The sequence below is a fragment of the Massilia genomosp. 1 genome (assembly GCF_011682185.1).
GTDB lineage: Bacteria > Pseudomonadota > Gammaproteobacteria > Burkholderiales > Burkholderiaceae_D > Telluria_A > Telluria_A rubra.
The window spans coordinates 54513-66634 of the sequence record NZ_WHJF01000015.1 but is presented as its reverse complement, the minus strand read 5'-3'; the positions used below and the strand labels follow the sequence as shown (position 1 = coordinate 66634).

Genomic DNA, 12122 nt, shown 5'->3' with positions numbered 1-12122 from the left:
CCTATCTGACTTGCCGGAGCCGCCCATGCTGATCCACCGTCGTCCCAACGGGCTTGACCTGCCCTTGTCATCCGAAATCACGCCGCAGGCGGTGTACGAGTCGCGCCGCCGCTTCATTGCCCGGATGGCGGTCGGCGCGGCCGCCGGCGGCGCGCTGTGGGAAATGGCCAACCGCGAAGCCTTCGCGGCCGCGCCGGCCGCAGCGGCGCCGCAAAAGCTGGCCGGCAAGCCCAATCCGGCCTACGCCGCGCTCGACAAGCAGACTTCGTTCAAGGATGCCTCGACCTACAACAACTTCTACGAATTCGGCCTCGACAAGTCCGACCCGGCCCAGAACGCCCATACCCTCAAGACGCGTCCGTGGACGGTGACGATCGAAGGCGAAGTCAAAAAGCCGATGACGCTCGATATCGATGCGCTGCTCAAGCTGGCGCCCCTCGAAGAGCGCGTCTACCGGCTGCGCTGCGTGGAAGGCTGGTCGATGGTGATTCCGTGGGTCGGCTATTCCTTGTCCGAGCTGATCAAGAAGGTCGAGCCGACCGGCAACGCCAAGTACGTCGAGTTCGTCACCCTGGCCGACAAGGCGCAGATGCCGGGCGTCTCCAGCCGCGTGCTGAACTGGCCGTATGTGGAGGGCTTGCGCATCGACGAAGCCAATCATCCGCTGACCTTGCTGACCCTGGGCATGTACGGCCAGACCCTGCCGAACCAGAATGGCGCGCCGGTGCGCCTGGTGGTGCCCTGGAAATACGGTTTCAAGTCGGCCAAGTCGATCGTCAAGATCCGCTTCGTCAAGGACCAGCCGCGCACGGCATGGAATGTGTCGGCGCCGTCCGAGTACGGCTTTTACTCGAACGTCAATCCCGAGATCGATCACCCGCGCTGGTCGCAGGCCAGCGAGCGCCGCATTGGCGAAGACGGCTTCTTCCAGAAAAAGCGCAAGACCTTGATGTTCAACGGCTATGACGTGGGCTCGCTGTACAGCGGACTCGACCTGAAAAAGAACTTCTGAGCCGATGGCGTTCAATCCCGCTCCGAAGCAACTGTCGGCGATCAAGGCCGTCCTGTTCGCGCTGGCGCTGGCGCCGCTGGCGCGCATGGTGTACCTGACCGTCAGCGGGCAACTGGTCGAGCCGCTCGAATTCATCACGCGCGGCACCGGCGACTGGGTGCTGTATTTGCTGTGCGTCACCCTGGCGCTGACGCCCTTGCGGCGCCTGACGGGCTGGAACTGGCTGGTCAAGCTGCGCCGCATGGCGGGCCTGTTTACCTTTTTCTACGGCTGCCTGCATTTCCTGACGTTTTTCTGGTTCGACCATTCTTTCGATGTGGCGGAGATGTTCCGGGATGTCCTCAAACGGCCCTTCATCACGGTCGGCTTCATTGCCTTCGTGCTCCTCATTCCGCTGGCCGTGACCAGCACCAACGGCATGATCAAGCGCCTCGGCGGCAAGCGCTGGCAGTGGCTGCACCGGCTCATCTATGTGATCGCGCCGCTGGCGATCCTGCATTTCTGGTGGATGAAGGCCGGCAAGAACAACTTCACCGAACCGCTCATTACCGGCGCCATCGTCGCGTTACTGCTGGGTCTGCGGGTGTGGTGGAGCCGCCAGAAGGCCGCCGCGCGCGTTTGAGGCAGCGCAAAGGCGGGGCGGGGGCACTGGCGAGAATGCCCCATGACCGCCGCCACCCGTCGGCACGCCAGGGTGACCTTGTCTGGCGCGTGCAGCTCGGCGACGAGTTTTTGTACGTTGACATCCTGCTCGAATGCCAGTCTGGCGTGGACCGCTCGATGGCGCTGCGCATGCCGACCTACGTCGGCCTGCTGTGCCAGGATCTGGTCAAGCGCCACGAACTGTCGCCGGGATTGCGCTTGCCGCCGCTGTTGCCGCTGGTGCTGTACAACGGCGGACCGCGCTAAAATGCCAGCATGGATCTGGCGGAGTTGCTGATGGAAGCACCCGCCGGGCTGGCCGCTCTGCAGCCATCGCAGCGCTACGTGCTGATCGACCAGCAGCGCCTGGACCCGGCGGCGCTGGCAGGGCGGAGGCAGGGCGGAAGGGCAAGTCATGGCCCTGCGGGCCACGCAAGACGAACTGGAAACGTGGATCGAGCCTGCTCTGAGCGCGCCCAGCCTGGCGGCCTTGTTCGGCGCCGCGGCGGCGCCCGTCTAGGCGCCGCCGCGCGCTTTACTTGAGCATCGATTCGAGCGCGAACAGCTCGGCCGGCTCTTCGCGCCGGCGCACCAGATGCACCGAGTCGCCATCGACCATGACTTCGGCGGCGCGGCCGCGCGTGTTGTAATTCGACGACATCGTAAACCCATAGGCGCCGGCCTGCATGATCGCCAGCAGGTCGCCCTGTTCCACGCTCAGGTCGCGCGCGCGCGCCAGCCAGTCGCCCGACTCGCACACCGGCCCGACCACATCGTAGCTGAGCGCCGGCGTCGTGCCGGCCCGGACCTGTTGCACATCCATCCAGGCCTGGTACAGGGCCGGGCGCATCAGGTCGTTCATGGCGGCGTCGACGATGCAGAAATTCTTTTCGGCGCCAGGCTTGAGGAACTCCACGCGGGTCAGCAGCACCCCGGTGTCGCCCACGATGGCGCGGCCCGGCTCGAAAATCACCTTGATCGGCACACCGCCATGGCTGGCCGCGCGCCAGGCATCGATGCGCGCGAACACGCGGCCCAGGTAATCGGCCACCGGCACCGGGGCGGCCTCGCCGGCGCCGCCGTAGTTGATGCCGATGCCGCCGCCCATGTCGAGGTGCTCGAGCACGATGCCTTCGGCGCCCAGCGCGTCGACCAGTTCGATCAGCTTGTCGAGCGCTTCGAGCAGCGGCGCGTCGTCCAGCAGTTGCGAGCCGATGTGGCAATCGATGCCGACCGGGGTCAGGTGCGGCAGGGCGGCCGCGTTGCGGTAGGTGGCCAGCGCATCGTCGAACGCGACGCCGAACTTGTTCGCTTTCAGCCCGGTGGCGATGTACGGATGGGTCTTGGCGTCGACGTTCGGGTTCACGCGCAGCGAGACGCGCGCCTGTTTGCCCATGGCGCCGGCCACCTCGTTCAAACGGTGCAGTTCGGGAATCGACTCGACGTTAAAGCACAGGATGTCGTGCGACAGCGCCAGGCGCATTTCGTCGGCGCTCTTGCCGACCCCGGAAAAAATCACCTTGGCCGGATCGCCGCCGGCGCCGATCACGCGCAGCAGTTCGCCGCCCGAAACGATGTCGAAGCCGGCGCCGCGGCGCGCCAGCAGGTCGAGAATGGCCAGGTTCGAATTGGCTTTCATGGCATAGCAAACCAGCGCGTCGCGCCCGGCGCAAGCGTCGGCGAAGGCGTCGAAGTTCTCCAGCAATGCCGCTTTCGAATACACATAGGTCGGCGTGCCGAACTGCTCGGCGATGCGGGACAGGGGGGTGCTTTCGGCGTGCAGGACGCCGTCCAGATGAAAGAAATGCGACATGGTGTGAGGGGGAAGGGTTATTCAGCAGCCGGGGTGGCTGGCGGTGGTGGCAGCGGGGCGGCCGCCGCAGCAGATGCAGCGGGCTTGGCCGGTGGCTTGGGCAGGTACAGCGGGCCGGCCTGGCCGCAGCCTGCCAGCAAGCCAAAGACCACGGCGGCGATGCCGATATTGAGCGCGGATGAAGACTTCACGATTAGAATCACGGTTTGATTGGCAGACCCTGGAGTGTAGCATGAGCGAAAAAGAATTTTTGGACCTGGCCGAAGCGACCTTGAACACGATCGAAGAGGCGATGGACCGGCTGAACGACGAGGATGTCATCGATGTCGAGTGCAAGCGCAGCGGCAATGTGCTGGAGATCGAATTCATCGACAACGGCAGCAAGATCATCGTCAACAGCCAGGCCCCGATGCAGGAACTGTGGGTGGCGGCCAAGTCGGGCGGCTTCCACTACAAGCGCGAGGGCGGCGCCTGGATCAACACGCGCGACGGCAGCGAACTGTTCGCCGCGCTCTCCGAGCTGGCCAGCGCCCAGGGCGGCGCCACGGTCACGCTGGTGTAAAACCGGACAAGCGGGGTCAGCCCCTAATGGCGTTAACTTAAGCTCCGTCTTTCCCGCCTGCGCGGGAAAGACGGTTTTTAGGTTTGTGGCCAGAAAGCCGCTTAACTTAAGGCCATTAGGGTCAGACCCCGGTGTTGCTGCTTGGGGTCAGACCCCGCTTGTCCGGTTTTACACCGCGTCCGCCTTGCCTGCGTCAGAACAGCTCGTTCTTGACCGCGTCCTTGACCTTTTCCTCGGCCGGCGTGCCGCGCGCGCCGATGTCGAGGCTCTGCACTCCCGTGCCGGGCGGATTCTCGGCATAGTAATAGTCGTCGCCGGACATCACCAGCCCTTCGGGCACCACCCGTTCCTCGTTCGGCACGCCCTTGAGCGCCTTTTGCATGAAGCCGATCCAGATCGGCAGGGCCAGTCCACCGCCGGTTTCCTTGTTGCCCAGGTTCTTCGGCTGGTCGTAGCCGATCCAGGCGATCCCCACCAGTTTCGGCGTGTAACCGGCGAACCAGGCATCGATCGAATCGTTGGTGGTGCCGGTTTTACCCGACACGTCGGTGCGTTTGAGCACCAGTGCCTTGGTGGCGGTGCCGTAGCGCACCACGTCCTTGAGCATGCTGTCGACCAGGAAGGCATTGCGCGCATCGATCACCCGGTTTTCCTCATTGCCGGCCTTGTCCGGCGTGGCTTGCGAGAGGACTTTGCCGTTGCTGTCGGTAACTTTCGAGATCAGGTAGGGACTGACCCGGAAACCACCGTTGGCGAACACCGCGTAGGCGCCGGCCAGTTGCAGCGGCGTGGTCGAGCCGGAACCGAGCGCCAGGGTCAGGTAGGGCGGGTTTTTCTCGGCCTCGAAGCCGAAGCGGGTCGCGTATTCCTGGCCGTACTTGGCGCCGATCTTGTTGAGGATGCGGATCGAAATCATGTTCTTCGACTTGGTCAGCCCGCGCCGCATGGTCATCGGTCCTTCGTACTTGCTGTCGTAATTCTTCGGCTCCCAGGCCTGGCCGCCGGTCTGGCCGGCGTCGAACGAGATCGGGGCGTCATTGATGATGGTCGCCGGCGACAGCCCGCGCTCGAGCGAGGCCGAGTAGATGAAGGGCTTGAACGAGGAACCGGGCTGGCGCCAGGCCTGGGTGACGTGGTTGAACTTGTTGCGGTTGTAGTCGAAGCCGCCCACCAGCGCGCGGATCGCGCCGTCGGTGGTGTCGGCCGCGACAAACGCCGATTCGATCTGCGGCATCTGCGTGACCGACCAGGCGGTCCCGCCATCCTGGCTGATGCGGATCACGGCGCCGCGCTTGACCCGCCGGTTGGCCGCGGCCTTGCTCGATAACCAGCCCTGGGCGAATGCCAGGCCCGGACCGCTGATCTTGACTTCCTCGCCCGAGGCGGTCACCGCCGTGATGCCGGTGGGCGTCGCGTCGAGCACCATGGCGGCGATGATGTCGTCGCTGTCGGGATGCTCGGCCAGTTCGTTTTCGATCGCTTCGTCGGCTTCTTCCTTGGACTTGGGAATGTCGATATACGCTTCCGGGCCGCGGTAGGGATGGCGCTTCTCGTAGTCCATCACGCCGCGCCGCAGGGCCAGGTAGGCTGCATCCTGGTCGGCCTTGGTGACGGTGGTGAAGACGTTCAGGCCGCGCGTGTAGGTTTCTTCCTTGAATTGCTCGTACACCAACTGGCGCGCCATTTCGGCCACGTATTCGGCATGCACCCCGAATTCGCTGCTGTCGGACTTGATGCGCAAGTTCTCGGCCTTGGCCGTTTCGAACTGGGCCGGGGTGATGTAGCCCAGCATGTGCATGCGCTGCAGGATGTATTGCTGGCGCGTGCGCGCGCGTTTCGGGTTGACCACCGGATTGTAGGCCGACGGCGCCTTGGGCAGGCCGGCCAGCATGGCCGCTTCGGCCACGGTGATGTCTTTCAGGTTCTTGCCGAAGTAGATCTGCGCCGCCGAGGCGAAACCGTAGGCGCGCTGGCCCAGGTAGATCTGGTTCATGTAGACCTCGAGGATCTGGTCCTTGGTCAGGCTTTGCTCGATCTTCCAGGCCAGCAGCACTTCATAGGCCTTGCGCTTGAGCGTTTGCTCGCTCGAGAGGAAGAAATTGCGCGCCACCTGCTGGGTGATGGTCGAGGCGCCCTGCTTGGCCCCGCCGGTGGCGTTATGCACGGCCGCGCGCAGGATGCCGGTGTAGTCGACCCCGCCGTGCTGGTAGAAGCGGTCGTCTTCGATCGCCAGCACCGCCTTCTTCATGATCTCGGGAATATCCTTGATATGCACCAGGTTGCGGCGTTCTTCGCCGAACTCGCCGATGAGCACATTATCGGCCGAAAAAATCCGCAAAGGCATTTTCGGACGATAGTCGGTCAGGGTGTCGAGTTGCGGCAGATTCGGGTACGCCATGGCCAGCGCGAAGACCACGATCAGCAAGCCCACCAGGGCCGTGCCGACCAGGCTCCCGAGGACAATTAACAACAGTCGCTTGGGCGAGCGCTTGCGCGCGGGGGAGGTGTTGCTGGCGTCCGTTCTGGAAGGGCTCATGCGGGTCGAATCTTTCGCTTTTATGGGTGCCCCTCATTATAATGCACCGCCACTGCCTGCGGCAGCCTGCCGAGTACTTGCCTTTAGGAACATTTGTACCCCTCCGACAACTGTGATGGCGAGCAGTTCACAGAGTGTCGTATTCCAGCCCACAGGCATAAAATTTCAAAACAGAAATACCTTTACATGGGATCACGCTTATTGCTACGATTTAATGTACTGCCTTATGTATAGATGCTAAATGGCGGTTTTGTAGCAAATTCCCCCGCGTCGGGCACTTCATTTTTGGTTCTGCAAGGCCCGTTTTGCAGCGTAAGCATTGATTATAGGTAGGTAAGGGAGTACGGTCTTGATGGTCAATTTAGGTTCCTTGTTCGGTCAATCCAGCCCGCCGTTGCTCGGCCTGGACATCAGCACGTCGGGCGTGCGCCTGGTGGAGCTGGTCGTGGTCGGCAAAAACGAGCTGCGCCTCGAACGCTATGCGTCCGAACCGTTCCCGCGTGGCGCGGTCGTCGACGGCAATATCGAAAATATCGAGCAGGTCTCGGAGGCGGTGCGCCGCGTCTGGAAGAAAAGCGGCACCCGCGTCAAGCTGGTCGCGCTCGGCATGCCGCCGGCCTCGGTGATCACCAAAAAGATCATCTTGCCGGCCGGCATGTCCGAAGACCAGCTCGAGATCCAGGTCGAGTCTGAAGCAAGCCAGTATATTCCCTTCGCGCTCGACGAGGTCAGCCTCGACTTCGACGTGATCGGACCGGCCGCCAATTCGGTCGACGACATCGACGTCATGCTGGCCGCCTCGCGCAAGGAAAAGGTCGAGGACCGCGTGGCGATCGCCGAAGCGGCCGGCCTGACCGCGGTGGTGATGGACATCGAATCGTACGCCGCCCGCGCCGCGCTCGAACGGGTGACCTCGCAGATGAAGGGTTCCGAAGGCCAGATCGTGGCGCTGTTCCAGATCGGCGCCCAGGTCACGCATATTTCGGTCATGCTCAACGGCGAGACCATCTATGAGCGCGAGCAACCCTTCGGCGGCAACCAGCTGACCCAGGATATCGTGCGCTCGTACGGCTTGTCCTTCGACGAAGCCGACGCCAAGAAGAAAGCGGGCGACCTGCCCGACAACTTCCAGGCCGACCTGCTCGCTCCCTTCCTGGAAAACGCGGCGCTCGAAGTGACCCGCGCGATCCAGTTCTTCTACACCTCGACGCCCTACACGCGGGTCGACCAGCTGTTCCTGGCCGGCGGCTGCGCGCTCATTCCCGGCCTGCTCGACATCGTGGCCAGCCGCACCAAGATTTCCAGCGCGGTGGTCTCGCCCTTCAAGGGCATGTCGCTCGGTCCGTCCGTGCGCGAGCAGCAGCTGCGCAGCGAGGCTCCCGCCTACCTTGTCGCCTGCGGGCTGGCACTGCGGAGGTTTGGCTGATGATTAAAATTAACCTGCTTCCCCACCGGGAAGAAAAGCGCAAGCAAAAGAAGAGCGCCTTTATCGCCCTGATGGCCTTGTCGGCCGTGCTCGGCGTGCTGGTCGTGATCGCTGTCGGCGGCTATAACGCGCGCCGCATTTCGATCCAGGAAGGGCGCAATGGCGCGTTTGTCGCGGCCATCGTCGAACTCGACAAGAAGATCGTCGAAATCGCCAACCTGAAACAGGAAATCGAAGCGCTCAAGGCGCGCCAGCAGGCGGTCGAAGACTTGCAGGGCGAGCGCAACCAGCCGGTCTACCTGCTCGACGAACTGGTCAGGCAGACGCCGCAGGGTGTGTACCTCAAGACGTTCAAGCAGGAAGGCCAGCGCGTCACCGTGGGCGGCTACGCCCAGTCGCAGGAACGGGTGGCCGAATTGCTGCGCAATATCGCCGGCAATTCGCCGTGGCTCGAGCGTCCCGACCTGACCGAGGTGCGCGCGGCGCAACTGGCGCAGAGTAAAACCGGCAAGAAAGTCGTCGAGTTTACGCTGAACCTGTTCATCAAGCGCCAGCGCGAGAAGGATGAAGCGCTCAAGCCGGGCCAGAAACCGGCCGCAGGCGCCGTCGCCGCCGGTTCGGCCGTTCCCGCGCCAGCGGCCCCCGCGCCCGCGGCCCACTAGCCAGATCGGATTGAAAGAATGACTAAAGACTTGAAATCGATGGGGGGCTCGTTCAGCTCCCAGTTCCAGAACCTGGGCGAGCGCCCGCCGGGACAGTGGCCGCTCGCGCCGCGCATCCTGTGCGGTATCGCCGTCATGGCGGCTGTCATCACGGGCGGCCACTTCCTCTACTGGAGCACCCAGTTCGAAGAATATGACGCGCTCGCCGCCAAAGAATTGACCTTGCAGGCCGAGTACAAGACCAAGATCGCCCAGGCCGTCAACCTTGAGGCCCTGATCGCCCAGAAAGCCCAGGTCGACCAGTACGTCGAGCGCCTGCAGAAGCAATTGCCGAGCAAGGCTGAAATGGCGGCCCTGCTGTCGGACATCAACCAGGCCGGCGTCGGCCGCGGCCTGTCGTTCGACCTGTTCAAGCCGGGCCAGGTGGTGGTGCGCGATTACTACGCCGAACTGCCGATCGATATCCGCGTGACCGGGACTTACCACGACATTGGCGCCTTCGCCAGCGACATGGCCAACCTGCCGCGCATCGTCACGCTCAACAATATGTCGCTGTCGGCCAACAAGGATGGCGGCCTGATGCTCGAAGCGGTCGCCAAAACCTTCCGCTACCTCGACCCCGAAGAAGCCAATGCGCAGCGCAAGATCCGCTCGGACCGCGACAAGCTGGCCAAGGCCGGCAAGGGGGCAGCCAAATGATCACCAAACGCCATTACCTCGCGCTGCTGATCGGCGCCGGCCTGCTGGCCGGCTGCGGCGACAGCGACGTCCAGGAAGTCAATCAGTGGATGGAGCAGACCAAGAAGGAAACCAAGGTCGACGTCCAGCCGCTGACCGAGCCGACCACCTTCGTGCCGTTTGCCTACAGCACCGTCGGCCAGATCGATCCTTACGACCCGAACAAGCTGCTGGCCGAGCTGGCCCGCACGTCGGGCGCCAACAACCCGCTCAAGCCGGACGACAACCGGCCTAAAGAAGTCCTCGAGGCGTTCCCGCTCGACACCATGTCGATGGTGGGCAGCATGAAATCGAAGGGCGTCATGTATGCGCTGGTACAGATCGACAAGACCATGTACCACGTCAAGCCAGGCGACCGGGTGGGCCAGAATTTCGGCATCATCACCGGCGTGAGCGATGAAGCAATCAGTATCAAGGAAACGGTCCAGGATGCCGGCGGCGAATGGATCGAACGTCCCACCAAGCTAGAGTTGCAGGAAAGTAAGGAGAAGAAATGATCGCACTGAGAATGAATGGCACCGCGCTGATGGGCACGGTGATCCGCATGGGCGCATTATTGGCTCTGGCCTTCGGCGCCAACAGCGCCATGGCGCAAGAGAACGCGATCGAATCGATCACGGCCAACCAGCAGGGCTCGAACGTGGTGGTGAACGTGGCGATGAAAAACGCCCCGACCAAGCTGCCGATCGGTTTTTCGATCACCAATCCGACCCGCATCGCCCTCGATTTCGGCGCCACCGTCAATGCCACCGGCAAGACGGCCCAGGACGTGAACCTGGCCGACGTGCGCGGCATTAACGTGGTCCAGGCCGGCGCCCGCACACGCCTGGTGCTCAATCTCAAGCGTCCGCTCAACTACGCCACCGCCATCGATGGCAAGTCGATCATCGTCACCATCGACGGGTCCGGCGGCGTGGCCCAGGCCGTCGACAGCGCCGGCCAGCCGGTCCTGAACGGCGTCTCGTCCTCCTCGGCCCCGCTGCCGGTGCCGCAGGGCGCCAGGCGCCAGGTCTTGCGCGACCTCGATTTCCGCCGCGGCGCCAACGGCGAAGGCCGGGTCGTGGTCGACCTGCCGAACAGCCAGGTCGCGGTCGATGTACGCCAGGTCGGCAACACCGTGGTGGTCGATTTCATGAAAACCGGCTTGCCGGAAACCTTGCGCCGGCGCCTGGACGTGACCGATTTCGGCACCCCGGTCTCGCAGATCACCACTGTCACGCAAGGCGACAATGTGCGCATGACGGTCGAAGCGCGCGGCCTGTGGGAACAGACCGTGTACCAGAGCGATACCCAACTGGTGATCGACGTCAAGCCGATCAAGGAAGACGCCAACAAGCTGACCCAGGGCACCCAGGGTTACCGCGGCGAGAAAATCTCGTTCAACTTCCAGAACGTGGAAGTGCGCGCGGCGCTGCAAGCGATCGCCGACATCTCTGGCCTGAACATCATCACCAGCGATTCGGTCAGCGGCAACCTGACCTTGCGCCTGAAAGAAGTGCCATGGGACCAGGCGCTCGACGTGGTGTTGCAGGCCAAGGGCCTGGACATGCGCAAGAACGGTTCGGTCCTGTGGATCGCGCCCAAGGATGAACTGCTGACCAAGGAAAAGCTGGAACTCGAACAGCGCGCCCAGATCGCCGATCTCGAGCCGCTCAAGTCGGAAATCTTCCAGCTTAACTACCAGAAGGCCGAAGCCTTCCGCACCGTGTTCGGCCTCAATGCCGACGGTTCGCAAAAGGAAGATGGCGGCGGCGAGAACCGCGCACGCGTGCTGTCGAAACGCGGCAGCGCCGTGATCGACCCGCGCACCAACCAGTTGTTCATTACCGACATTTCCTCGAAACTGGAAGACTTGCGCAAGCTGATCCAGAAAACCGACGTCGCTGCCAAGCAAGTGCTGATCGAAGCGCGCCTGGTCGAAGCCAATGACGGTTTTTCCCGCAACCTGGGCGCCAAGATCGGCTTTGCCGACTTGCGCACCCTGCGCGGCGGCAATTCCGGCTATGCGTATCGCGGCAACGAACGTGTTGCCATCGGCGGCAACCTGGTCGGCATCGGCCAGGTCACCGGCCAGACCCCGGACAAGGGCGATGGCTACACCAATACCACCATGCTGAACCTGCCTGCGGCCAACATCGGCGGCAACCCGGCCGCGTCGCTGGCCGCCAGCCTGTTCTCGGCCGCCTCGAACCGTTTCCTGAACCTGGAACTGTCGGCGCTGGAAGCGGATGGCAAGGGCAAGATCATTTCCAGCCCGCGCGTCGTGACGGAAGACAAGAACGTGGCCGTGATCGAGCAGGGTATCGAACTGCCGTACGAAAAATCGACCAGCAGCGGCGCCACCTCGATCGAGTGGAAGAAAGCCAACCTGCGCCTCGAAGTGACCCCGCAGATCACGCCTGACGGCAACGTCGTGCTGGAAGTGAACGTCAACAAAGATACCAAGGGCGATGAAACGCGCGCGGGCTTTGCGATCAACACCCAGCACGTGCAAACCAAGGTGATGGTCGAAAACGGTGGTACGGTCGTACTGGGCGGTATTTACCAGCAAGCCGAAACCAATAACGTGACCAAGGTGCCTTTGCTGGGCGATCTGCCGGTCCTCGGCAATCTGTTCAAGACCACCGCGCGCACCAGCACCAAGACCGAACTGCTGGTCTTCATCACCCCGAAAATCGTCGCAGATCGCCTGTCGACGCGCTAACACCCGAATACATTTAATCAGGAATTA

Annotated in this window: 12 protein-coding genes; 9 read left to right on the top strand and 3 right to left on the bottom strand. The window is 63.1% G+C overall.

Translation table 11 applies throughout. From position 1 onward, the window contains the following. Positions 1-25 precede the first annotated feature (25 nt). From msrP to F1735_RS08180, 3 genes are read left to right on the top strand one after another with little or no spacing between them, the layout of a single operon-like run. Positions 26-1012 (top strand): protein-methionine-sulfoxide reductase catalytic subunit MsrP, encoded by a 987-nt coding sequence (gene msrP, locus F1735_RS08190; RefSeq protein ID WP_167236470.1) that lies wholly within the window; start codon positions 26-28, stop codon positions 1010-1012. 4 nt (positions 1013-1016) lie between these two features. Then, on the top strand, positions 1017-1634 hold the full coding sequence (locus F1735_RS08185) for a sulfite oxidase heme-binding subunit YedZ (RefSeq protein WP_167236469.1): 618 nt from the start codon (positions 1017-1019) through the stop codon (positions 1632-1634). Between the two features lie 35 nt (positions 1635-1669). After that, complete coding sequence (locus F1735_RS08180) at positions 1670-1921, top strand: Rpn family recombination-promoting nuclease/putative transposase (RefSeq protein ID WP_167236468.1); 252 nt, start codon at positions 1670-1672, stop codon at positions 1919-1921. 268 nt (positions 1922-2189) lie between these two features. Here F1735_RS08180 and lysA read toward each other — a convergent pair whose 3' ends face one another. Together lysA and lptM are read right to left on the bottom strand one after the other, a co-directional pair. Then, a complete protein-coding gene (gene lysA, locus F1735_RS08175) occupies positions 2190-3467 on the bottom strand; it encodes a diaminopimelate decarboxylase (protein ID WP_167236467.1) in 1278 nt (425 codons plus the stop codon). A gap of 17 nt (positions 3468-3484) precedes the next feature. Beyond that, positions 3485-3658, bottom strand: a complete 174-nt coding sequence (gene lptM, locus F1735_RS08170; protein ID WP_167236415.1) for an LPS translocon maturation chaperone LptM — start codon at positions 3656-3658, stop codon at positions 3485-3487. 41 nt (positions 3659-3699) lie between these two features. On the opposite strand from lptM, the gene cyaY reads away from it, so the two are divergent. Continuing rightward, entirely contained in the window at positions 3700-4029 is a 330-nt protein-coding gene (cyaY, locus tag F1735_RS08165) for an iron donor protein CyaY (RefSeq protein WP_167236466.1), read from the top strand. A gap of 193 nt (positions 4030-4222) precedes the next feature. Here cyaY and F1735_RS08160 read toward each other — a convergent pair whose 3' ends face one another. Beyond that, a complete protein-coding gene (locus F1735_RS08160) occupies positions 4223-6565 on the bottom strand; it encodes a penicillin-binding protein 1A (protein ID WP_167236465.1) in 2343 nt (780 codons plus the stop codon). 352 nt (positions 6566-6917) lie between these two features. Here F1735_RS08160 and F1735_RS08155 point away from each other — a divergent pair, with 352 nt between their 5' ends. Genes F1735_RS08155 through pilQ form a run of 5 tightly spaced genes read left to right on the top strand, consistent with a single transcriptional unit; the run spans position 6918 to position 12095 of the window. Continuing rightward, complete coding sequence (locus F1735_RS08155) at positions 6918-7991, top strand: pilus assembly protein PilM (protein WP_167236490.1); 1074 nt, start codon at positions 6918-6920, stop codon at positions 7989-7991. Beyond that, complete coding sequence (locus F1735_RS08150; protein ID WP_167236464.1) at positions 7991-8653, top strand: PilN domain-containing protein; 663 nt, start codon at positions 7991-7993, stop codon at positions 8651-8653. The genes F1735_RS08155 and F1735_RS08150 overlap by 1 nt, the downstream gene beginning before the upstream one ends. 18 nt (positions 8654-8671) lie before the next feature. After that, positions 8672-9352 carry a type 4a pilus biogenesis protein PilO gene (locus tag F1735_RS08145; protein WP_167236463.1) on the top strand — a complete coding sequence of 227 codons (681 nt, stop codon included), beginning with the start codon at positions 8672-8674 and terminating at the stop codon, positions 9350-9352. Further along, on the top strand, positions 9349-9888 hold the full coding sequence (locus F1735_RS08140) for a pilus assembly protein PilP (RefSeq protein WP_167236462.1): 540 nt from the start codon (positions 9349-9351) through the stop codon (positions 9886-9888). The genes F1735_RS08145 and F1735_RS08140 overlap by 4 nt, the downstream gene beginning before the upstream one ends. Continuing rightward, on the top strand, positions 9885-12095 hold the full coding sequence (gene pilQ, locus F1735_RS08135) for a type IV pilus secretin PilQ (RefSeq protein ID WP_373888484.1): 2211 nt from the start codon (positions 9885-9887) through the stop codon (positions 12093-12095). Before F1735_RS08140 ends, pilQ begins: the two co-directional genes overlap by 4 nt. The last annotated feature ends 27 nt before the right edge of the window (positions 12096-12122 follow it).